Below are 22,073 nucleotides of genomic sequence, written 5' to 3' on the forward strand. Positions count from 1 at the left end.
CTTTTCTGGTCGCGGCATCAATTGCCGGCGGCCGCTACCTTGTTCGTGCCATCGACCTCGGCCATCAGCGCCTTGTTGGCGCCGGGAAGGTCGGTTTTGGCTGCCGCCAGCCAGGTCTTGTATTGTGCATCGGAGACGACGCGAATGGCGATCGGCATGAAGGCGTGGTCCTTGCCGCAGAGTTCCGAGCACTGGCCGTAATAGAGGCCTTCCTTGTCGGCCTTGAACCAGACCTCGTTGATGCGGCCCGGCACCGCGTCGGTCTTGATGCCGAAGGACGGCATGGCAAAGGCGTGAATGACGTCGGTCGCCGTCACCAGCACGCGGGTCATGGTGCTGACCGGCACCACCATCTCATTGTCGACGGCGAGCAGGCGCGGATACGCGGCGCGATCTTCCTTGCCGGCAGCAGCCCTGTCAGCATCCTGAAGGATCGCGGAATTAAAGGAAAGCGTGTTGTCGACCTGGTATTCGTAGTCCCAGTTCCACTGATTGCCGGTCGCCTTGACGGTCAGCTTGGCTTCTTCCGGCGGCGTGTATTGCGCGGTCAGCAGCTGGAACGAGGGAATGGCGAGACAGAGCAGGATGACGACGGGACCGACAGTCCAGATGACCTCGATCAGCGTGTTGTGGCTGGTGCGCGACGGCGTCGGGTTGACGCTCGCCCGGAACCGCAAAATGCAGTAGGCAATCAGGAAAAGCACCAAGGCGGTGATCACAATGATGAACGCGAACGAGTAGTTCCCGAACCACTCGATCTGCCGCATAATGTCGGTCGCCGGAGGCTGAAAACTGGTTTCCCAAGGTTGGGGCTGGGCTGCATGAGCGGATGCAGCGGCAAACAACGTGGCGGCGGCACTAGCTACGATTTTGGCGGTTGCCAGGAATTTTTTCATCGCCCTCGTCATCTCCCAGTTCCTCGCGATCGGACCGCAAGAATGTCGAACAATGGCCGGGACGGGAATCCCGGACAATTCAAGGCTGGTTCAAACCATACTCCATTTGCCTCCGCAAGAAAGGAGCGCCGGAACCCGTGCGGCATTTTTGCGCGCAAGCGCGGCGCTGGCTTCGTGCGGTGACGGCTCGCCGCGAATCACCAGAGCGGCATCCGGGTAGAATGAGCCGCGCGGCGTGCGGAGCCGTCGCAATTAGGGCGAAATTGGCACTGAAAAGCGCATTGTCGCCTGTGTCGGGGCAGATCGCCGGGGTCTCGTCCTTTACTTGGGTTTAGTGCGGCTTAAAGTGCCGTGATTCGCAATGGAGCCGTCATGAACCCTTGGCTTTCGAGAACCTTGGCGAAGGTCATCTTTGTTGCCGCCGCAATAGGCTTGTCCGGTGCCGGCCTGGCCAATGCCGCGCAGCCAAGCGGCACGGTGAAGTCAACGCATGGGGCGTGGTCGATCATCTGCGATACGCCCGCCGGTGCTACATCCGAACAATGCGTGATGATGCAGAACGTCGTCGCCGAGGACCGTCCGGAAATGGGTCTTTCCGTCGTCGTGCTGCGCACAGCCGACAACAAGGCCGAAATCCTGCGTGTGCTGGCGCCGCTCGGCGTGCTGTTGCCGAACGGCCTCGGCCTCAATGTCGACGGCAAGGATATCGGCCGCGCCTATTTCGTGCGCTGTTTCCAGGACGGCTGCTATGCCGAGGTCATCCTGGAAAAGCCGCTGCTCGACACGCTGAAGACTGGTACGTCCGCCACCTTCATCGTCTTCCAGACGCCGGAAGAGGGCATCGGCATTCCCGTCGACCTCAAGGGTTTCGCCGACGGCTTCGCCGCCCTGCCTTGAGCCTGGGTCTTGTAGCACGATCCAGTGATGTTGACCGGCCGAGGTCACGGCAAATCTCATTTCAGATTGTCTGTGCGGGCCTTCGCGCCTACATCGTGGGAAACAATCCTCCTGCGAATGGACCTGCCATGAACAGCCTGATCGGCCAATTTGACATTTCCGACGATCGCATCAAGCAGATCGTTGCCGAGACTATTAACGGCGCCGACGACGGCGAACTGTTTCTCGAATATAGCGAAAGCGAATCGCTGATGTTCGACAATGGCAAGCTGAAGACCGCGAATTTCAACACCGACCAGGGTTTCGGCCTGCGCGCCGTCGCCGGCGAAGCCAGCGGCTACGCCCATTCCAGCGATCTCTCCGAAGCCTCGCTGCTGCGCGCCGCCGATGCCGTTTCGACGGTGAAGAGCGGCTATTCCGGCACGCTTGCCGCAGCGCCTGCCCGCACCAACCGCCACCTCTACGGCGACGGAAACCCTATCCCCTCGCCTTCCTTCGAGGCCAAGGCCAAGCTGCTTCAGGAAATCGATGCATGGCTGCGGGCCGAGGATCCGCGCGTCAGGCAGGTGACGGCGTCGCTCGCCGCCTCCTGGCAGCATGTCGAGATCATGCGCGCCGACGGCCAGATGGTGCGCGACATCCGTCCGCTGGTCAGGATCAACGTGTCGGTGGTGGTCGGCGACGGCGACCGCCAGGAGAGCGGCTCCTACGGCATGGGAGGCCGCAAGGATTTTGGTGAATTCCTGATCGAGGACAACTGGCGGCACGCGGCCAAGGAGGCATTGCGGCAAGCGCTGGTCAATCTCGAAGCGGTTCCAGCACCTGCCGGCACTTTCGACATCGTGCTGTCGAGCGGCTGGCCGGGCGTCATGTTGCACGAGGCCGTCGGCCACGGGCTGGAGGGCGATTTCAACCGCAAGAAGACGTCGGCCTTTGCCGGCCTGCTTGGCCAGCAGGTGGCGGCGAAAGGCGTCACCGTCGTTGACGACGGCACCCTGCCCGAGCGGCGTGGCTCGCTTACCGTCGACGATGAGGGCACGCCATCGGCCCATAACGTGCTGATCGACGATGGCAAGCTGGTCGGCTACATGCAGGACCGCCAGAACGCCCGGCTGATGGGCATGAAAGCCACCGGCAACGGGCGACGCCAAGGTTACGCGCACGAGCCTATGCCGCGCATGACCAACACCTACATGACAGCGGGCGACATGGAGCCGGACGAGATCATCGCCTCGGTCAAGAACGGCATCTATGCCGTGTCGTTCGGTGGCGGCCAGGTTGACATCACTTCGGGCAAGTTCGTGTTCGGCTGCACCGAAGCCTACATGATCGAGAACGGCAAGGTGACGCAACCGATCAAGGGCGCCATGCTGATCGGCAACGGGCCGGATGCCATGCATCGTGTGGCGATGATCGGCAACGACATGAAGCTCGACACCGGCATCGGCATGTGCGGCAAGGCCGGACAGGGCGTGCCGGTCGGCGTCGGCCAGCCGCATCTCAGGATGAACCAGATGACAGTCGGCGGCACCAGGGTTTGATGGAGTTGACGCCGAATTATCGCCGCTCCGGAACAACCAATCCCCGCCGCCCACTGCCTTGTCATCGCTTCAAGTTGGAGTAGCGTGCGCCTTGAATTTGCGGAGAGCTTCGACTATCTTACATTCGCCTTACACCTAAGGACGTGCCGAGATGGCTGCCGCAAAGAAGCTCGTAACTACGGTCTCGACCAAGGGACAGGTCATCCTGCCCAGCGCGATCCGGAAACGGAGGGAATGGCATGCCGGCACACGCCTTCTGGTCGAGGATACCCCGGAGGGCGTGCTACTGAAGCCTGCGCCAGTCTTCGCCGAGACACGGCCAGAGGACGTGTTTGGATCGCTGCGCTATAGTGGCAGGCCGAAGACGTTGGAGGAAATGGACGCGGGCGTGCTCGCCGAAGCGCGGCGGCGCCATGCTCGCAATTGATACCAACCTGATCGTCCGCTACCTGACGGGCGATCACCCGTCGCAGTCTTCCCGCGCCCGGGCGCTGATCGATAGCCAGCCGGTCTTTGTCGCCGTCACGGTGATGCTGGAAGTCGAATGGGTGTTGCGCAGCGCCTACGGTTTTGCGCCGCTTGAAATCGCCCGTACGCTACGGGTGTTTAGCGGGCTTCCCACGGTAGAGGTGGAAGACGGGGCGGTCGTGTCGTCCGCGCTCGACCTCTCGGAACAGGGGTTGGATTTCGCTGATGCGCTGCATCTGGGCAAGTCCGCTCACTGCGCTGGCTTCGCGACTTTTGACCGCAAGTTCTTCAGGGCCGCGAAGGCGGCCGGATACGAACGCGTGCAAGAAGCATAGCAGCTCACAGCGGCCCAGCGCGGCACAAAAGCGCGCCACAGGGTCAGCCTGGTTTCAGGCATAGATGCCGGAGCGGACTGCCTCCAGATAGGCAAGCACCTTGTCCGTCTTGCCTTCGCGAACCAGATCGTAGGCGGTCTTTCCGGCCCAACCGGGGATCGGCTGATGCTTGAACCAGATCGCCGCACGATGTTCATCACCGGCCATCTCGCCGGCCATCGCCAGGATACGGACGATGGGACTCAATGCGGCGTCGACCTTGCGCGCACCGGACTCGGCGGCAAGCGTGTTGCGCGCGAGACCGGTCAGCCCCGCCAGTTCTGTCGTATTGACCCCTAGCAGTTCAGCGACCCGCCTTGGCGAGAGAAACGGCGCCCGCTCCTCGCCGAAGCACGATGGCGAAATTTCGAAGGCTGCGGTGCTCGTGGCAATTCCCTAGCACGGTCTGAACGACGTGCGCTAAAAATGTGCTTTTTTGGTGCGCGTTTCAGGCCCTGGCTGCTAGCGTCTTCGTCTCGGCTTCTCCAACAGCGCCACGGCCTCGACATGCGGCGACCACAGGAACTGGTCGATCGGCGTCACGCTCTTCAGGGTATAGCCGCCGTCCATGAGGATGCGTAGGTCCCGCGCCAGCGTTACCGGATTGCAAGACACCGCGGCGACGAGCGGCACGTCGGAGCGCGCGATCTGCTTCGACTGGTCCTCGGCGCCGGCGCGAGGCGGGTCGAAGACAACGCCGTCAAAGGCATTCAACTCCTTGAATGTGAGCGGCCTCCGGAACAGGTCGCGACGTTCGCCGGTCACCCGCTTCAGGCCGCTGGCGAAACGGAATGCCCGGTCGAGCGCCGCGAGTGCTGCCGCATCGCCTTCCACCGCGTGAACCTCCGATCTTGCGGCCAGGCGCAGCGCGAAGCTGCCGCAGCCGGCGAAGAGATCGGCGACCTTTTTGGCGCGCGCGAAATGCTGGCCGACAATGTTGGCCATCGCCTGTTCGGCAGCCTCGGTCGCCTGCAGGAAAGCGCCAGGCGGCACTGCGACGGCGACGCCACCAAACAGGACGACCGGTTTGTTTGGTTCGATGATGACCTCGCCGTCGACCGACAGCCTGGCTAGCCCCTCGGCGATGACGAAGTTGGAAGCGACGCGGCGCTGGTTCTCGCCGAGCTTGCCGGAATCGTGAACCGCGACATCGAGGCCGGAACCGGTCACCGTCACCGCCATGTGGAACGATTTGGTCGTGGTGCAGATCAGTCCGGCAAGCATCCTCAAACGGTCGAGCGCAGCGACGATCTGCGGCGCCGAGATCGGGCATTCCTCGATCGAGATGATCTCGGATGACAGCGCGCGAACGAAGCCGAACTGCATTCGCGCCTCGCTCCGCCGGGCGGTGAAGACGACGCGGCGGCGCGTGTGCGGCGCGCACGGCACCAGCGCCCCGACATCGCAAGCGATGCCCTTGCTCTTCAGCGCATGCACGACCTTTTCGCGCTTCCACCGGTGATAGGCTTCAGTCTCGAGATGCTGGACGGCGCAGCCGCCGCATGCGCCGAAATGCCGGCACGGCGGATCGACCCGCAACGCCGAAGCCTCAACGACCGACATCAAGGTGGCGCGATCTTTCTCCCGCGCGGCGGTGACCACCTCTCCCGGCAGCGCGAACGGAATGAAAACCTCGCCGGTTTCCGTCTCGGCGATGCCGTCGCCCTGCGAGCCCAACCTTGCGATCGTGAAACGGGTGCTCATCGCTTCTGGGTCTCGACGTCCTTGATGCCGCCGAGCAGGAACTCGCGGTTGCCGTCGCCGCCCTCTATCGGTGACAGATGAAGCCCCAGCGAGCGCCAGCCGGGAATGGCATCGAGCCAGTCCTGCATCAGGCCGGCAATGCGCGCCGCATCATAGGGGTCCTTAAGCAGGCCGCCCTTGCCGATCGCCTCGCGGCCGGCCTCGAATTGCGGCTTGACCAGAAACACAGCTTTTGCGCCGTTCCTGGCCAAGGCAAGCGCCGGCGGCAGCGCCAGTTTCAGCGATATGAAGCTAACATCCGAGACGATGAAATCCGGCACACGGCCGCCGAGATCGGCGGCCGATAGTTCGCGCGCATTCAGGCCTTCAATTACCGTCACGCGCGGATCGCCGGCGATGTCGGAGTGCATCTGGCCGTGCCCGACATCGATCGCCGTGACATGCGCCGCGCCGCGTTCGAGCAGCACCTGCGTGAAGCCGCCGGTCGAGGCGCCGACATCGAGCGCTTCGCTGCCGGTGGGGTCGAGGGCGAAATGGTCGAGACCAGCCTTCAGCTTCAGTGCGGCGCGCGACACGTAACCCTGCGCCGGATCGTCAACGACAATGTTGCACTCAGGCAGAACGGCCTGGCCCGGCTTGAGGGCGACGATGCCATCGACCGTCACGGTGCCGCGCTCGACCGCGTCGCGGGCACGCGAGCGGCTGGCAAACAGACCGCGCTGGACGAGCAATTCGTCGAGCCGCTGGCGTATGCTGGCTGGCGGAAGGGAAGTCATCGGCCTTCATGGCGAATGCCAACGATGATGGCAAGGATATTGGCGATGAGACAATGCATAGTTGGAAACGGGTGAACGCATCAAGCCACTCCGCTGTTTGTCGAACCTCGCACGAGATCCGACGCAATGCTAAGAAAGAGATGCCGTTTAGCCGTCGAAACGTGGAGGAGGAAACATGCTGACGGGAACCTGCCACTGCGGCGCAGCCCACTGGACCCTGGAGGGCGATCCCGGTTCGATCACTGCCTGCAATTGCACACTTTGCCGTCGCTACGGCACGCTCTGGGCTTATGACCATGTCGACGAACGCATCCGCCTTGCCGGGCCCGTAAGCGCCTATCGGCGCGTCGGAAAGGCTCATCCTTCGCTTGAGATTCTCTTCTGCCCAACCTGCGCTTGCGTCCTGGCCTGGCGCGGTTTGCATCCCGATGCGGCTGGGCGCTACCGCATCGCCGTCAATGTGAGGCTTGCGCCGCCCGAGGCCGTCGCCGATCTCCCGATCGACCATTTCGATGGTCTCGATGCATTCGAGGATTTGCCGAGAGATGGTCGCTGTGTGCGGGATATGTGGTTCTAGTTTCTAGAGTCTCTTCGGGATCATGCTTTAGAATATGGTCCGCGAAACCCGCCGTTCGACGGCCGGCGTCAGACCGTCGCTGCTGTCGCCGAACACCTGCGGGCGCGGCCGGTCAACGGAAATTGACGCCTTCGGTGAGGTATCTGGCATGACGACAAATTGCGGCGCCTGCTTGTAGGAAAAGCCGCCACGGATCTCGCCGATCTTGCCGGCGACGATGCCCATCACCGCCTCTTCGAGTTTGCGGTCGTAGCGCGTTTCGGCCCCGGCCGACGCGGCGAAGATGGCCGCAAGCGCAATGCCGCCCAAAAGCGATCTCATTGGTCTTCTTTCCCCTGCCTGGTTGCCTTCTAGCAGGGCAGCGTTGAAGAACGGCCAAAGGACACGGTAAGCAAATCGCCAAACGACAGCGTAAACAGCATGTTACGACTGTGCGCCGGCAATTTGATTCAAGCAGTTGAGATTTTGATTCAGACTGGCATCTTGCAGCCAAGTTGAATCGCTTCGGCGTCGCCGGAATGCGTCTACAAGCTAGGCGCGCTGGGCCTGCGCGGTATGCCCCAACGCCACGAACACTGTGCGCACGATGCCGGCGCTGTCCAGCCCGGCATCGGCATACATCTTTTCCGGCTTGGCATGGTCGACAAATGTGTCGGGCAGCACCAGCGGGCGCACCTTCAGGCCGCTCTCCAGCAGCCCTTCATGGGCCAGGAACTGCAGCACATGGCTGGCGAAGCCGCCGACCGCGCCCTCTTCCACCGTCACCAGTATCTCGTGTGAACGGGCCAGCCGCCGGATCAGGTCCTCATCGAGCGGCTTGGCAAAACGGGCATCGGCGACCGTGGTCGAAAGCCCGGCCGCGCCAAGCTCCTCGGCTGCGGCCAGGCAATCCTGCAGCCTGGTGCCGAAGGAAAGCAGCGCAACCTTGGTGCCTTCCCTGACGATCCGGCCCTTGCCGATCTCCAATACCGAGCCGCGTTGCGGCATCTCGACACCAACGCCGTTACCGCGCGGGTAGCGGAAGGCGATCGGGCCGTCATCGTAGCTTGCAGCGGTGCGTACCATGTGGCGCAGCTCGGCCTCATCGGCCGCGGCCATGACGACGAAACCGGGCAGCGTCGCCAGGAAGGTCGTGTCGAAGGCGCCGCAATGGGTGGCACCATCGGCGCCGACGAAGCCGGCGCGGTCGATCGGAAAGCGCACCGGCAATTTCTGGATCGCCACGTCGTGGACGACCTGGTCGTAGGCGCGCTGGAGAAAGGTCGAGTAGATCGCCGCGAAAGGCTTGAAGCCTTCCGTGGCAAGGCCGGCGGCGAAGGTCACCGCATGCTGCTCGGCAATGCCGACATCGAAGGTCCTCGCCGGAAACGCTTCGCCGAACAGGTCAAGCCCGGTGCCGTTCGGCATGGCGGCGGTGATGGCGACGATGCGGTCGTCCTCTCGGGCCTCCTGGATCAGGCTTTCGGCAAACACCTTGGTGTAGCTCGGCGCATTGGCGGGCGCCTTGGCCTGGGCGCCGGTGATGACGTCGAATTTGTTGACGCCATGATATTTGTCGGCCGCTGCCTCGGCCGGGGCGTAGCCCTTGCCCTTCTGGGTCACGACGTGGATCAGCACCGGGCCGTCGGCATTGTCGCGGACGTTCTTCAGCACCGGGATCAGGTGCTCGAGGTTGTGACCGTCGATCGGGCCGATGTGGTAGAACCCCATTTCCTCGAACAACGTGCCGCCGGTGACGTAACCGCGCGCATGCTCGACCGCTCGCTTGATGGCGCGATCGGCGCGCTCGCCGAGATACGACGTCAGCTTCTTGCCGAAATCGCGCAAGCCCAGATAGGTCTTGCCCGACGCCAGACGGGCCAGATAGGCGCTCATTGCGCCGGTCGGCGGAGCGATCGACATATCGTTGTCGTTCAAGATGACGATCAGCCGGGCATCGAGTGCGCCGGCATTGTTCATCGCCTCATAGGCCATGCCGGCCGACATGGCGCCGTCGCCGATGACGGCAATGACATTGTTGCGGCCATCGGACAGATCGCGCGCCATCGCCATGCCGAGGCCGGCTGAAATCGAGGTCGAGGAGTGGGCTGCGCCGAACGGATCGTATTCGCTCTCGACGCGACGGGTGAAGCCGGACAGGCCGCCCTCCTGGCGCAGCGTGCGGATGCCGTCGCGGCGGCCGGTCAGGATCTTGTGCGGATAGGCCTGGTGGCCGACGTCCCAGATCAGCCGGTCGTCCGGCGTGTTGAAGACGTAGTGCAGCGCGACGGTCAACTCGACGACGCCAAGGCCGGCGCCGAGATGGCCGCCGGTGTGGGAAACGACGTCGATCAGTTCGGCGCGAAGCTCTGACGCAAGCTGCGGCAGGTCGCCTTCGGCAAGCGTGCGCAAATCGGCTGGGACGCGGACCTTGTCGAGAAGCGGCGTATCGGGCTTTGCGTTCACTGTTTGCGAGCCTGGTCAGATTTTCTGTTCATCGTGAAATATGCCGCTGGCCGGCGAATGTAAATGTGGCGGTAACGCGCATCAGCTTTCGGGCAGCGGGATGAACTCTTGCTCGTCTCCAGGAACGATATCGAAGCGGCCTGTCTTCCATTCTTCTTTCGCCTGCTCGATGCGTTCCTTTGAGGACGATACGAAATTCCACCAGATATAGCGTTTCGAACCGAGCGAGGCGCCGCCAAACAGCATGAAATGGGCGCCGCGTTCCGATGAGACAACGATTTCGTCGCCGGGCCGGAAGACCAGCAGCCGCTCGGCCGGGAAGCGGTCACCGGATATCGAAACCTCGCCTTCCAGCGTATAGATGGCACGCTCCTCGGCATCGGCCGGGACCTTCACGCTGGCACCCGGCGCCAGCCTGAGATCGGCATAAAGCGTGTCCGAAGCGGTGGCGACCGGGGAGCGCAAGCCGGAAAACGCACCGATGATCACACGGCCGCTGACCCCCTCGGCCTCGACTTCGGGCAGGCGCAGGGCCGCGGTGTTTTCGAAGACAGGCGCGACCTCCTCCTTGCCGTCCGGCAGCGCCAGCCATGTCTGCAGGCCGGAAACCGACATCGGCGCGCCGCGCAATTCTTCCGGTGTCCGCTCCGAATGGACGATGCCACGGCCGGCGGTCATCAAATTGACATCGCCGGGCTGGATTACCATCTCGGTGCCGAGCGAATCGCGGTGCCTGATCTTGCCGTCGAACAGGTAAGTCACCGTAGACAGGCCGATATGTGGGTGCGGACGCACGTCGAGCGCCTGGCCCGCTCGCAGAACGGCTGGACCCATGCGGTCGAAGAAGATGAAGGGTCCGACCAGCCGGCGCCTGGCCGTCGGCAAGGCGCGGCGAACCTGAAATCCGCCGATGTCCTTGGCATTCGGAATGACCATCAGCTCGATCTGATCGCTGGCGAAGGCATCGCCCATCTGCGGATCGTTTCCGGGAAAGAAGCTCACGCGGTCCCCTCAGGCGAAGCGAAGTGCGGATTTGGCCTTCGCCTTGGCCGCCACCTCTTCGCGATTGCGCGGATGCTGCGTCGTCTCGAGGCTGTCGAGCAATTCGCGCGCCGAGGTGGCAATGGCCTCGACGGCATGGTCGAACGCATGCTGGTTCTGTTTCGACGGCCGCGTCGTTCCGCTCAGCTTGCGGACAAACTGAAGCGCGGCATCGCGGACCTCGTCATTGGTTGCCGGCGGATCGAAATTGAACAGGGTTTTGATGTTTCTGCACATCGTTCGCAATCTCCTCTCGTCCTGGAGCCGTTTCAAACGGGATGAGTTTTATCCTCAATCGTGATGATGTCCAAAGCCGGTAAGCAAAATTGTCGTTCGAGGCCGCGCCTCAATCCGCGTCCAACGGCTCTGTCCCCACCGGCTTGCCGTCACGCGACAGCCTGATTTTCTCGACCTTGTCCTCGGCCGCCTTCAGCAGCCGGTCGCAATGCGCCTTCAGCGCCTCGCCGCGCTCGTAGATGCGGATCGACTGGTCGAGCGGAACGTCGCCGCGCTCCAGATCGTCGACGATCCTCTCCAGCGCCTCGAGCGCCTGCTCGAAGCTCATCGCCTTGACATCCTCGTTGGTCTCACCAGCCATCGTCTATCCCTTCATCAGCCGCCCGACATGGGCGGCGACTGAAAATGCCAATCCCTGCAGATCGTAGCCGCCCTCGAGCACGCTGACGAGCCGGTTGCGGCTACGGCGCCCGGCTCGTTCGAGCAACTGGCCGGTCGCCCAGTCGAAATCATCCTCGGTGAGGTTGATCTCGGCCAGCGGATCGCGGTGGTGGGCATCGAAACCGGCGGAGATGATGATGAGGTCGGGCGCAAAATTGTCGAGCGCCGGCAGGATGCGTGACAGAAAGGCGTCGCGGAAACTATCGCTGCCGCTCTGCGGCGCCAGCGGCGCGTTGACAATGTTGCCGGCGCCGGTTTCGCTCACGGCCCCGGTTCCCGGGTAAAGCGGCATCTGGTGTGTCGAGCAATAGAGCACCGATGGATCGTCCCAGAAAATGTCCTGCGTGCCGTTGCCGTGATGCACATCCCAGTCGACGACGGCGACGCGGTCGGCGCCATGGTTCTTCTGCGCGTAGCGTGCCGCGATCGCGGCGGTGTTGAACAGGCAAAAGCCCATTGAGGTGGTCTTTTCGGCATGATGGCCGGGCGGCCGTGCGGCGACGAAGACGTTTTCGGCACGGCCGGTGAAGACGTCGTCGACCGCGGCGTTGGCTGCGCCGATCGCGGTCACGGCCGCCTGCCAACTCTTCGGGCTGGCGGTGGTGTCGGCGTCGATACGGGCGATGCCGGTGTCCGGAATCGCTGCGCGGACACGTTCGACGAATTCGGGCGGATGCGCGTAGAGGATGGTTGCCTCGTCGCCTTCGGGCGCCTGGACGCGATCGAGCGCCGCGAAGGCCTCGTCGTCAAGCACACGCTCTATGGCGCGCAGACGGTCCGGTCGCTCCGGATGACCGGGCGGTGTTATGTGCTCGAGAAAAATCGGGTGGGTGTAAAGTCTCGTGACCATGCCCCGATATAGGCGCGCCTCGCCGCTTTGGCCATGTTTTCGCGCGCTGGTGACGCGATGTTCAACAGGGTTTAGGCAACCGGCGTCGGCTGAGCCCACCGCGAGCCGCCTTGGGATCGGCGAAAAGATGACCTCAGGCCGGTGATCGGTCAACCTCGGGCTGCATCGCCGACGGTCGGTCAGGCTGAGGCAGCTTGCCGGTGCGATTGAGCAGCCCTTCCAGAAGAACCTTGAACGCCTTCACTGCCTTCTTCGACGTCGCTTCGGGATGGTTCGAATTTGCGATCCACTGCGCCGCATGCAGCGAGGCGCCGCTGACCAGCCTTGCCGCGGCTTCGGGATCGACGGCGAGAATTGTCCCCTCGTCGCTCAGTCTTTGCAGGCTCTCTGTCATCGAGCGGATGCATGTGCTCTGGCTTGGCCATTGCGATGGATCGCCGAGCACCGCCGGCCCGTCGCGAAGCACGATACGCTGGATCTCCGGCTCCAGCGCCATCTCGATATAAGCGGTGCATTCGTCGACAAAGCCCTGCCAGAGATTGTCCGGCGTGGCCGAAACGACCTTCAGCCGGGCCGACATTTCGGCATCGATCTCGGCAATGACCGCCTGGAGCAGGCCCTTCTTGTCGCCGAAGTGATGATAGAGCGCACCGCGCGTCAGCCCGGCCGATGCCGTGAAATCGTCCATCGAGGCTTCGGCATAGCCGAGCGTGCCGAAGGCCTGGCGCGCCGCCCCGATCAGCTTGGCGCGGGTTTCGGCAATCATCTCCTTGCGTGGTCTATGCATGCTCTGGCCCTATTAACATACGTCTCGTATGCCAATTGACATACGCCGTGTATGATCTATTTAAACTCATACGCCACGTATGTAATCGCCGAACCGGCCGTTGTCGAGGAGCCAGACCATGCAAAATCCCTATTCCCAGATCTTTCGCGCGCCCGGCGCCAAGGGCTTCGCCGCGGCCGGCTTCGTTGCCCGGCTGCCGATGGCCATGGCTCCGATCGGGATCGTCGCGATGCTGTCGCAGACCGATGGCGAATACTGGCTGGCCGGCGCCGTCTCCGCGACATATGCGCTGGCCAACGCTTTCGTCGCCCCGCAGGTATCGCGACTGGTGGACCGCCTGGGCCAGACGCGGATTGTGGTGCCGACCACCATGATGTCCACGCTCGCTTTCGCGATCCTGATTGCAGCGGCCAATCGGCATTGGCCGATCTGGACGCTATTCGTCTCGGCGCTGCTCGCCGCCGTCATGCCCAGCATACCGGCAATGGTGCGCGCACGCTGGACCGAGATTTTTCGCAACCGCCCCGAGTTGAACACGGCGTTCGCCTTCGAGTCGGCGGCGGACGAACTGGTGTACATCGCCGGCGCATCGCTGTCGGTCGGACTGAGCGTCGCGCTTTTCCCGGAAGCGGGAGTGCTCGCGAGCACATTGTTCCTCGCCTTCGGTTCGACGGCCTTCATCCTGCAGCGCTCGACCGAACCGCGAGCCCGACCGGTGGAACATGGTTCAGGCGGCTCGGCAATCCGCCTGCGGCCGGTCCAGATCATCACCTTGGCCCTGATCTTCATCGGCGCGACCTTCGCCACCACGGAGGTGAGCACGGTGGCGATCACCAAGGAGCTTGGCCAGCCAGGGGCCGCCAGCTTCGTCATCGGCGTCTACGCGCTCGGATCGTTCGTCGTCGGCATCATCATCGGCGCCCTGAACCTGAAACTGCCGCTGCAAATTCAGCTTGCCATCGCAATCGCCATCATTGCGCTTACCACGCTGCCGCTGCTCGTCGCCGACACAGTACCGCTGCTGGCACTGGCCGTCTTCGCCAGCGGCGTGGCGATTTCGCCGACCTTCATCACGGCATTCGGCCTGATCGAACGGCGCGTGCCCGAGGCGGTGCTGACCGAAGGCGTGACCTGGGTGATGACCGGCATCGGCATCGGCATGGCGCTCGGCTCGTTCGCCGCCGGCTGGGTGGTGGACGCTTTCGGCGCGCAGAACGGGTTCTGGGTATCGGTGGCATCGGGCACAATCGCGCTGGTCATCGTGCTCGCCGGCCAGCGCAGCCTTGCCGCGCCGGGCTGCGACATGGCTGCATGCGACGCAGCGGCGGTCGCTGCGGAATAGTTTCCGGCGTGTCCGGTCCCGAGGCGGGCCGGACGCATACCAGCATCGTGAGAATGGCTTAAAGAATCTCGGTCTTGGCAATGTGGATGCCAAAACCTTCGAGGCCGACATAATGGCGCTCGCGCGAGGCGATCAGGTTGATCGAGGAAATGCCGAGATCCTTGAGGATTTGCGCGCCGAGGCCGATCTCGCGCCATTCGTTTTCGCGGCGGCGAGCCTCTTCGTGATCCTCGCGGTCGCCGGCAGCCGGGCGCTTGCGCTCCTGATGGGCGACGCCGACCGAGCCTTCGCGCAGATAGACGATGACGCCGCGCTGGCGCTCGCCCATCGCCTTCATGATGGCGTCCAGCCTGTGGCTGGTTCCGAAGACGTCGCTGACCACGTCCTCGGAATGAAGGCGCACCGGCACCTCGACGCCGTCGCGGATATCGCCGAAGACGACCGCCACGTGATGCATGGAATCCCAGGGCAGCGTGTAGGTGAAGACCTGTGCCTTGCCGCCGGGCGTCTCGATGTCCGAACAGGCGACGCGCTCGACCAGCGTTTCCTTGCGTTGCCGGTAGCCGATGAGGTCGGCAACCGAAATCTGCTTCAACCCGTGCTTTTCGGCGAAGGCCTGCACCTGCGGCCCGCGCATGACGGTGCCGTCATCATTGACCAGCTCGGAAATGACGCCGACCGGCGGCAGGCCGGCGAGCTTGCAGAGGTCGACAGCGGCTTCGGTATGGCCCGAACGCATCAGCACGCCGCCTTCACGCGCGATCAGCGGAAAGATGTGGCCGGGGCGGACGAAATCGGAGGCGCCGACATTGCCATTGGCGAGATTGCGCACCGTCAGCGTGCGATCGTCCGCCGAAATGCCGGTCGTGGTGCCGTGCTTGAAGTCGACGCTGACGGTAAAGGCGGTGGTGTGGGCAGAATCATTGTCCGCCACCATCGGCGACAGGTTGAGCCGCTTCGCTTCCTCGCGCGGCATCGGCGTGCAGACGATGCCTGACGTGTTGCGGACGATGAACGCCATCTTTTCCGGCGTGCAATGGACGGCGGCGACGATCAGGTCGCCCTCGTTCTCGCGGCCGTCATCGTCCATGACGACGACGATCTCGCCGCGCTCGAAGGCGCGCAGGGCTTCAACGATTTTCTTCTGGTCGTAAGGCATAAGTGCTCGCTTCGCTCGCAGGGAATAGGGGAGTAGGGCAGTACGGGAGTAGGGGAAAGGAAAAAATGCTGTCGTGGGAGTTGCGTAACCTACTCCCCTACTCCCCTACTCCCCTACTCCCCTACTCCCCTACTCCCTTCCCGTTTGTCCCCGATGACGCAGATAATGATCCGCAATGGCGCAGGCAACCATCGCCTCGCCGATCGGCACGGCGCGGATGCCGACGCATGGATCGTGGCGGCCCTTGGTCATGATCTCGACGTCGTTGCCGTCCTTGTCGATCGACTTTCGCGGCGTCAAGATCGACGAGGTCGGCTTGACGGCGAAACGCGCGACGATCGCCTGGCCGGTCGAGATGCCGCCGAGGATGCCGCCGGCATTGTTGGACAGGAAGACCGGCTTGCCGTCATTGCCCATGCGCATCTCATCGGCATTCTCCTCGCCGGTGATGCGGGCGGCCTCGAAACCGTTGCCGATCTCGACGCCCTTGACGGCGTTGATCGACATCAGGCCGGCGGCGATGTCCTGGTCGAGCTTGGCATAGATCGGCGCACCAAGCCCCGCCGGCACGCCGTCGGCGACGATCTCGATGACCGCACCGACCGAGGAGCCCGCCTTGCGGATGCCGTCCAGATATTTGGTGAAGACGGCGACGGACGCCGGATCAGGCGTGAAGAACGGGTTTTCAGCGTCGCCGACGAAATTCCAGTTCCAATTGGCGCGATCGATCGATTTATCGCCCATCGACACCAGCGCGCCGCGCACCACCATGCCGGGCACGACCTTGCGGGCAAGCGCTCCGGCCGCCACCCGCGCCGCCGTCTCACGCGCCGAGGAGCGGCCGCCGCCGCGGTAATCGCGCAGGCCGTATTTGACCTCGTAAGTGTAATCGGCATGGCCCGGCCGGAACTGACGGGCTATGTCGCCATAATCCTTGGAGCGCTGGTCGACATTCTCGATCAGCATCGACACCGGCGTGCCGGTGGTGATCATCGTCTCGCCGTCCTCATCGAGAATGAAGCCGGACAGGACCTTGACCTCGTCAGGTTCGCGACGCTGCGTCACAAAACGTGACTGGCCGGGGCGGCGCTTGTCGAGTTCGGCCTGGATCTCGTCGCGGCTGAAGCGGATGCCGGGCGGACAGCCGTCGACGACGCAGCCCAGCGCCGGCCCGTGGCTTTCGCCCCAGGTGGTGACGCGGAAAAGATGGCCGAACGTGTTGTGCGACATGGAACCAGCCCTGCCGGCGTCGGAGCCGGCTCAGCGCATGACCCCGAAAATCGGAGCGATTTTCGGAAAGGATCATGCACAAAATCAAAAGTGCTACAGCGTCCTTGCGCGTCCAGGGAGGACGCGCGGCGCTGTCGCCTGCCTTCTATTGGCGTTTTCCACAGTGGTCAAACTGTGATCCCGCGGATTTAGTTTTGACACATTCGATTGGTTTCTGCTCAGTTCCGTTCCGTTGGACCGAGCCGCTGTACCGGCAATGATTAAAGAGGACGATGATGCGTATCCTGATTGGCGCTGTTGCCGCCACGCTGTTGATTTCCACCGCCGCCTTCGCCGGCCAGACCGAAGGCCTGATCAAGAAGGTCGACAAGGATGCGCTGACGCTGACGCTGGACGACGGCAAATCCTACAAGCTGAACGCCGAAACCGACCTCGATGCGCTGAAGCCAGGCATGGACATCGTCCTCGCCTATGACGTGACGAATGGCGAGAACGTCGTCACCGACATGGAACTGCCGGACACCGGATCGACCGAGTAGGACACGTCGATATTCAGCTGATGCCGGCCCGACCTGATCTCAACATACGCTACGTCATCGGTCTCAAAGCCACTCCAGGCGCCGGCCGTTCAGTCTGAGCACGCGGTCCTGCGGCACTTCCATGCTGACCGCATCTTGTTCGGACATCCCAAGTACCAAGCGGAACATTACGCGCATGATGCCACCATGGGTCACGCAGACCGTCTGGCGATCGAGCGCGTCGAACCACGGCTTCACCCGTTCGAGCAGCATCTGGTAGCTTTCGGCGCCCTCGCCGGGCGGCTGGAAATTCCATTTATCGAGGCGGCGGTGCCTGGTCGAACCGGGATCGTTCGCCTCGAGTTCGGCAAAGGTGAAACCCTGCCAGTCGCCAAAGCTCAATTCTACGAGTAGCGGCTCGGTACGATAGGCGTGCGGATCGAGCTTCATCGCCGCGCGCACGCGCTCCATCGTCTCGCGCGTGCGCCGCATCGGGCTGGCGACAAAGTCGAAATCTTCGGGCTTGTCGATGAGTTCGGCCAGCCTGCGCCCGTTGCGGCTAGCCTGCTCGCGGCCAAGCTCGTTGAGGTCGGTATCGGCCTGCCCCTGCAGCCGGGCCTCGGCGTTCCACGCCGTCTGGCCGTGGCGCACGATATAGACGAGCGGGTACATCAGGTCTTCCGGAAGAGGTCAGGCGGTGGCGTCAGTCCTTGACCGTCGAAATATCCGGCGCGTCGACCGCCTTCATGCCGACGACATGATAGCCGGAATCGACATGATGGATCTCGCCGGTGACGCCGCGCGAAAGGTCGGACAGGAAATAGACGCCGGAATCGCCGACCTCCTCCTGCGTGACCGTCTGCTTCAACGGCGAATTGTATTCGTTCCATTTCAGGATATAGCGGAAATCGCCGATGCCGGATGCGGCAAGCGTCTTGATCGGGCCGGCGGAGATCGCGTTGACACGGATCTTCTTGGCGCCGAGATCGACGGCCAGATAGCGCACGCTGGCTTCGAGTGCCGCCTTGGCGACACCCATGACGTTGTAGTGCGGCATCACCTTTTCCGCACCGTAATAGGTCAGCGTCAGCAGCGAGCCGCCGTCGGTCATCAGCGCCTCGGCGCGTTTGGCGATGGTGGTGAAGGAATAGACCGAAATATCCATGGTGCGCAGGAAATTGTCGCGCGTCGTCTCGACATAGCGGCCGGTCAGTTCGTCCTTGTCAGAAAAGGCGATTGCGTGGACGAGGAAATCGAGCTTGCCACCCCAGTGCTTGCTGACATTTTCGAACACCGCATCGAGGCTGGCCGGGTCGGTCACATCACAATGGCCGGCGACATGCGCGCCCAGTTCCGCGGCGAGCGGCTCGACGCGTTTCTTGAACGCCTCGCCCTGATAGGTCAGCGCGATCTCGGCGCCATGGTCGACACAGGCCTTGGCGATGCCGTAAGCGATCGAGCGATTGTTGGCGATGCCAAGGATAAGGCCGCGCTTGCCGGCCATAAGGCCCCGTCCACCCGCCATGTCAGCGCTCTCCGCAAGGTTCTCTACTTTGTGGAGTGCCTATCGCACAGCCACAGTGCCCCTTCAAGCGTTCAAAGCGGACAGTTCGGGGGACAAAGCCGCTGGTCTACAGAGCCGCGCGCCCTTTGGGCGCGCAAAGGACGCTGTAGCGCCTTGACCTTGCAGTCGTGGGCCAGTGGAAAAATCTGACACTGGTATCGGTGTGGCACGGCGGAAGATGACCCTTTGGCGGAAGTTCGTTGGCCAGTGGCCGAAGTCACGCTCATGACCCCGAGCCGACAATGGGACCGCTTATATCGAACGACCGCTTGATGTCGCTACCGAGTCCTTCCGTCACAGCAGAAATCCCGTCTCGAATCCTTTGCCACGTGTAGGTTTGACCTCACGGAAGCCGAGAATTACAGATAGACTTATATTAGTGGATGCTATATTAGGGTGCGGGGACGCGAGGGGCCGCTAGTGTACTCGGATTGCCGTCCTTTCCTTAGATTGATTGGGCCATTCGCGATTGAGAGCGCGGATGGCGCGGACGTCACGCCGCATGGCAGACGGTCTAAAGCGCTCTTGGCCATGCTCGCCCTGGCACCCAACGGTACGCGGAGCCGAAAATGGCTGCAAAGCAAGCTCTGGAGCACTCGCGGCGAGGAGCAGGGTGCAGCAAGCTTGCGGCAGGAGCTGTCCGAGGTTCGGAAGTCGCTCCACAGCGCCGGCATTGATCTAATCTCGACCGATCGTGATGTGGTTCGACTCGACGTCGCTTCGATCGGCATCGATTTGAACGATCCACCCGAAGGCTCTGCCACGCGTGATCTGCTTGAGGGCCTCGATATTCGCGATCCAGAGTTCGAGGATTGGCTTCGTGAGCAAAGAAGCCAATGGCCCCGGCCTCGCACAGTGCCAGCAAACGTCTTTCCTGTTGCCGCGGCAGATCAGTTGTCCGGACAGCGAAGCGCCTCACTTCTGAATTCGTCGCGGCTATGCTTGGGCCTGGTTCGCGATGCCAGGTGGACGGAGGGCTCCGCTAACAGGGCCGTCAGCGACCTTGTCCTGGATCTGGTGGTTCGATCGATCCTGAATTTCGAAGTGGTCGACGTCGTGGATTTTCAAGCGCAGGGACCGCTGACCCAAGCGCCTGACACTGCGCTACCAGACTGGCTGTTGCAAACCAGGGCAACGGTGGTGGGCGACAGAGTGGCCCTGACATTTGCATTAATTGCGCCCGGTGACAGCCGGCTCTTGTGGTCGCATACGGATTTTCTCGAGCCGGCCGACCTGACTGGCCCGGCGAGCCTGAAGCTGATGTCGTTGGTCAATCAGATCGTGTTTTCGATCCTCGAATTCGTTCTCGATCCTAAGTCCATCCGCGACGAGCCCCGACACCGGGCGTCTCGGCTTGCATTGACAGCGCTGCGACAGGTATTCCGCATGCGCGATACGGACCTGGATTCGGCGGAGCGCATGCTCGCCGAAGCATATGAGCTCGACCCGCGTAGCACGTATCTGGCGTGGCAGCTGTTTGTGTTTGTCACCCGCTTTGGCGAGAGACGGGTCGGCCGCTCGGGCACCTTTCACGATCAGGTTCGGGAATGCGCCAGTCGCGCCGTCGAAGTGGCCCCCTTCAATCCTATCACCCTGGCGTTGGCCGCTCATGCCCATTCGTTCGTCTTTCGTGAATACGCACAGGCACTGGAACTCGCCGATCGAGCGATAGCCGCTAACCCGCTACAAGCCATTTGCTGGGACATGCGTGCCTTGACGCTCGGCTATCTCGGCGAAGTGAAGCGTGGCTATGAGGATGCGATGCGCGCACGTGCACTGGGCGGGCCTCCCCTGTATCGTTACTGCATCGATACCACGTGCTGCATCTTGGCAACTCTGAACGGGCGCTTCGAGGAGGGGATACGTCACGGCGAGCGTGTCCTTGCGCAGCAACCCACATACCTACCCGCTTTGAGATACTCGGCTGCCTGCCACGGGCATTTGGGGCAGACTGTGGAGGCAGTTCGAACTATCGAACGCTTGCGCGCCTGGGAGCCGGATTTCTCGCTCGAGCTGCTTTCGGAGGAGAATTATCCAATTGCAGGCGTACTCGGAGTTTCGGTTATCAAGAGCGGGTTGTCGCGGATAACGCTGCCAAGGTACGCACCCTAGCGCTGCGCACCGCAGGCGTTACGTCGAGGCTCCGACCACCAGTTGGCGCGGATCAAATTTAGAAGCTTTAGTTGAGGGGTGGACATGATGTCGACAATTGATCTCAATAACAAGTTGTTTAGCGCCCGATTCTTAGTAAGTGGATCGGCCATAAGGCAATATCCGCTGATATTGGGTGACGCAAGTCCTGAAAAATCTCTTGAGGAATACATCAAAAATAGAGGCGGCGAAAAACTGCATCCTTTCGCGTCTATGATGACCAAGAGCAGCGTTCTGTCGATTCAAGAAGAGCAGATCGTGATAACGATTTCTGATGACCCTGTGGAGGGTGCCATGCGCCTTTCGCCAGCCTTCCTGGCGGGGCCGAGCGCAGGTCGAGGTCGAGGCAGGGGCAGAGGGCGCGGACGAGGACGGGGACGCGGCAGGGGGCAAACGGCTTTCGAAACTGGCGAGGAGGCTTTGCCGGCGTGGCACGACAAGCGTGCCTTGCACAGGATCGGACTAAGCGTCGCCAACAAATATCTCGGTGCGATCTGGGAGGACATTCTTATCGATCCCCCGCCCGGACCTTCAGAGAGCCTCAGGGAGACAGAAGCGCTTATCGATCTGCAGAAGAGGAGGGAAGGTGACCCGCTGCGGCGCGAGGAGATCGTCCGCCAGGCATCGTTCGGGATTTTGGACTACACGGCGCCGCTCGGAATAGACACTCTCGCGGGCTTCGAGGGGACATGCGCATTGATCGTTGCGATCCTCGAACTCACGGAGGAGATCGGGCTCAACTACAAAGATCGATTCAATCGGCCACGGCCCAACATCATTGAGCCGAGGCTGCGGCCGGCGCTTCCGGTTCCCTCGCACGCTTCCTACCCGTCCAACCATTCATTTCAGTCATTTGCAGTGGCGAACGTTCTGCAACGGATGCTGCCCGAGCACGCCGGCGTAACCGCGGTTTATGAGCGCGCCCGCCGGGTGGCCGAGAACAGGGAATGGGCCGGGCTGCACTACGCCAGCGACACCGATGCCGGCGAGGAACTGGCTGCGCGCATTTCTCCGTACTTGGTGGACGCGATGGATGAAACGATCCGACGCGCCCAGAGCGAATGGTAGGTGGGTG

At 62.6% G+C, this 22,073-nt stretch carries 24 protein-coding genes; 9 read left to right on the forward strand and 15 right to left on the reverse strand.

Annotation, left to right across the window (positions count from 1 at the left end; all coding sequences use genetic code 11):
* Positions 1 to 17: 17 nt before the first annotated feature.
* The gene (gene coxB / locus NKJ55_RS10830; protein ID WP_352449886.1) at positions 18 to 896 is read right to left on the reverse strand and encodes a cytochrome c oxidase subunit II; all 879 of its coding nucleotides are present in this window, start codon (positions 894 to 896) and stop codon (positions 18 to 20) included.
* A gap of 372 nt (positions 897 to 1,268) precedes the next feature.
* On the opposite strand from coxB, the gene NKJ55_RS10835 reads away from it, so the two are divergent.
* From NKJ55_RS10835 to NKJ55_RS10850, 4 genes are all read left to right on the forward strand, one after another.
* The gene (locus NKJ55_RS10835; RefSeq protein WP_352449887.1) at positions 1,269 to 1,793 is read left to right on the forward strand and encodes an invasion associated locus B family protein; all 525 of its coding nucleotides are present in this window, start codon (positions 1,269 to 1,271) and stop codon (positions 1,791 to 1,793) included.
* A 128-nt stretch (positions 1,794 to 1,921) separates the two neighbouring features.
* On the forward strand, positions 1,922 to 3,334 hold the full coding sequence (gene tldD, locus NKJ55_RS10840; RefSeq protein ID WP_352449888.1) for a metalloprotease TldD: 1,413 nt from the start codon (positions 1,922 to 1,924) through the stop codon (positions 3,332 to 3,334).
* 151 nt (positions 3,335 to 3,485) lie between these two features.
* Positions 3,486 to 3,761 (forward strand): AbrB/MazE/SpoVT family DNA-binding domain-containing protein, encoded by a 276-nt coding sequence (locus tag NKJ55_RS10845; RefSeq protein WP_352449889.1) that lies wholly within the window; start codon positions 3,486 to 3,488, stop codon positions 3,759 to 3,761.
* Entirely contained in the window at positions 3,748 to 4,137 is a 390-nt protein-coding gene (locus tag NKJ55_RS10850; protein ID WP_352449890.1) for a type II toxin-antitoxin system VapC family toxin, read from the forward strand. The genes NKJ55_RS10845 and NKJ55_RS10850 overlap by 14 nt, the downstream gene beginning before the upstream one ends.
* Before the next feature lie 54 nt (positions 4,138 to 4,191).
* On the opposite strand, the gene NKJ55_RS10855 is transcribed toward NKJ55_RS10850, so the two are convergent.
* From NKJ55_RS10855 to NKJ55_RS10865, 3 genes are all read right to left on the reverse strand, one after another.
* A complete protein-coding gene (locus NKJ55_RS10855; protein ID WP_502898868.1) occupies positions 4,192 to 4,542 on the reverse strand; it encodes an antitoxin Xre/MbcA/ParS toxin-binding domain-containing protein in 351 nt (116 codons plus the stop codon).
* A gap of 96 nt (positions 4,543 to 4,638) precedes the next feature.
* Complete coding sequence (locus tag NKJ55_RS10860) at positions 4,639 to 5,880, reverse strand: class I SAM-dependent RNA methyltransferase (protein WP_352449891.1); 1,242 nt, start codon at positions 5,878 to 5,880, stop codon at positions 4,639 to 4,641.
* Complete coding sequence (locus NKJ55_RS10865; protein WP_352449892.1) at positions 5,877 to 6,656, reverse strand: TlyA family RNA methyltransferase; 780 nt, start codon at positions 6,654 to 6,656, stop codon at positions 5,877 to 5,879. The genes NKJ55_RS10860 and NKJ55_RS10865 overlap by 4 nt, the downstream gene beginning before the upstream one ends.
* 175 nt (positions 6,657 to 6,831) lie before the next feature.
* Here NKJ55_RS10865 and NKJ55_RS10870 point away from each other — a divergent pair, with 175 nt between their 5' ends.
* Positions 6,832 to 7,233 (forward strand): GFA family protein, encoded by a 402-nt coding sequence (locus NKJ55_RS10870; RefSeq protein ID WP_352449893.1) that lies wholly within the window; start codon positions 6,832 to 6,834, stop codon positions 7,231 to 7,233.
* Between the two features lie 27 nt (positions 7,234 to 7,260).
* On the opposite strand, the gene NKJ55_RS10875 is transcribed toward NKJ55_RS10870, so the two are convergent.
* From NKJ55_RS10875 to NKJ55_RS10905, 7 genes are all read right to left on the reverse strand, one after another.
* Positions 7,261 to 7,554, reverse strand: coding sequence for a hypothetical protein (locus tag NKJ55_RS10875; protein ID WP_352449894.1), 294 nt, complete (start codon positions 7,552 to 7,554; stop codon positions 7,261 to 7,263).
* A 210-nt stretch (positions 7,555 to 7,764) separates the two neighbouring features.
* Positions 7,765 to 9,678: a 1-deoxy-D-xylulose-5-phosphate synthase gene (gene dxs / locus NKJ55_RS10880; RefSeq protein WP_352449895.1), complete on the reverse strand. Its 1,914-nt coding sequence runs from the start codon at positions 9,676 to 9,678 to the stop codon at positions 7,765 to 7,767.
* Positions 9,679 to 9,759: 81 nt separating this feature from the next.
* Positions 9,760 to 10,680, reverse strand: a complete 921-nt coding sequence (locus NKJ55_RS10885; RefSeq protein WP_352449896.1) for a pirin family protein — start codon at positions 10,678 to 10,680, stop codon at positions 9,760 to 9,762.
* A 9-nt stretch (positions 10,681 to 10,689) separates the two neighbouring features.
* Positions 10,690 to 10,956, reverse strand: coding sequence for a DUF2277 domain-containing protein (locus NKJ55_RS10890; protein ID WP_352449897.1), 267 nt, complete (start codon positions 10,954 to 10,956; stop codon positions 10,690 to 10,692).
* A 109-nt stretch (positions 10,957 to 11,065) separates the two neighbouring features.
* Positions 11,066 to 11,317, reverse strand: coding sequence for an exodeoxyribonuclease VII small subunit (locus NKJ55_RS10895; protein ID WP_031211056.1), 252 nt, complete (start codon positions 11,315 to 11,317; stop codon positions 11,066 to 11,068).
* A 3-nt stretch (positions 11,318 to 11,320) separates the two neighbouring features.
* The gene (locus NKJ55_RS10900) at positions 11,321 to 12,247 is read right to left on the reverse strand and encodes a histone deacetylase family protein (protein ID WP_023674116.1); all 927 of its coding nucleotides are present in this window, start codon (positions 12,245 to 12,247) and stop codon (positions 11,321 to 11,323) included.
* Between the two features lie 133 nt (positions 12,248 to 12,380).
* On the reverse strand, positions 12,381 to 13,034 hold the full coding sequence (locus NKJ55_RS10905; protein ID WP_352449898.1) for a TetR/AcrR family transcriptional regulator: 654 nt from the start codon (positions 13,032 to 13,034) through the stop codon (positions 12,381 to 12,383).
* 118 nt (positions 13,035 to 13,152) lie between these two features.
* On the opposite strand from NKJ55_RS10905, the gene NKJ55_RS10910 reads away from it, so the two are divergent.
* Complete coding sequence (locus NKJ55_RS10910; RefSeq protein WP_352449899.1) at positions 13,153 to 14,376, forward strand: MFS transporter; 1,224 nt, start codon at positions 13,153 to 13,155, stop codon at positions 14,374 to 14,376.
* A gap of 58 nt (positions 14,377 to 14,434) precedes the next feature.
* Here NKJ55_RS10910 and ribB read toward each other — a convergent pair whose 3' ends face one another.
* Positions 14,435 to 15,535, reverse strand: a complete 1,101-nt coding sequence (ribB, locus tag NKJ55_RS10915) for a 3,4-dihydroxy-2-butanone-4-phosphate synthase (protein ID WP_352449900.1) — start codon at positions 15,533 to 15,535, stop codon at positions 14,435 to 14,437.
* A 129-nt stretch (positions 15,536 to 15,664) separates the two neighbouring features.
* Complete coding sequence (gene aroC, locus NKJ55_RS10920) at positions 15,665 to 16,765, reverse strand: chorismate synthase (RefSeq protein ID WP_352449901.1); 1,101 nt, start codon at positions 16,763 to 16,765, stop codon at positions 15,665 to 15,667.
* A 275-nt stretch (positions 16,766 to 17,040) separates the two neighbouring features.
* Between aroC and NKJ55_RS10925 the strand changes: the two genes are divergently transcribed.
* A complete protein-coding gene (locus tag NKJ55_RS10925; RefSeq protein WP_023716902.1) occupies positions 17,041 to 17,304 on the forward strand; it encodes a DUF1344 domain-containing protein in 264 nt (87 codons plus the stop codon).
* 63 nt (positions 17,305 to 17,367) lie between these two features.
* On the opposite strand, the gene NKJ55_RS10930 is transcribed toward NKJ55_RS10925, so the two are convergent.
* Both NKJ55_RS10930 and fabI read right to left on the reverse strand, forming a co-directional pair.
* A complete protein-coding gene (locus NKJ55_RS10930) occupies positions 17,368 to 17,955 on the reverse strand; it encodes a histidine phosphatase family protein (RefSeq protein ID WP_352449902.1) in 588 nt (195 codons plus the stop codon).
* 31 nt (positions 17,956 to 17,986) lie between these two features.
* Entirely contained in the window at positions 17,987 to 18,808 is an 822-nt protein-coding gene (fabI, locus tag NKJ55_RS10935) for an enoyl-ACP reductase FabI (RefSeq protein WP_352449903.1), read from the reverse strand.
* 570 nt (positions 18,809 to 19,378) lie between these two features.
* Between fabI and NKJ55_RS10940 the strand changes: the two genes are divergently transcribed.
* Complete coding sequence (locus NKJ55_RS10940; RefSeq protein WP_352449904.1) at positions 19,379 to 20,959, forward strand: hypothetical protein; 1,581 nt, start codon at positions 19,379 to 19,381, stop codon at positions 20,957 to 20,959.
* Between the two features lie 84 nt (positions 20,960 to 21,043).
* Entirely contained in the window at positions 21,044 to 22,066 is a 1,023-nt protein-coding gene (locus NKJ55_RS10945; RefSeq protein WP_352449905.1) for a phosphatase PAP2 family protein, read from the forward strand.
* The last annotated feature ends 7 nt before the right edge of the window (positions 22,067 to 22,073 follow it).

The sequence above is a fragment of the Mesorhizobium sp. M0106 genome (genome assembly GCF_040322715.1).
Classification (GTDB): domain Bacteria; phylum Pseudomonadota; class Alphaproteobacteria; order Rhizobiales; family Rhizobiaceae; genus Mesorhizobium.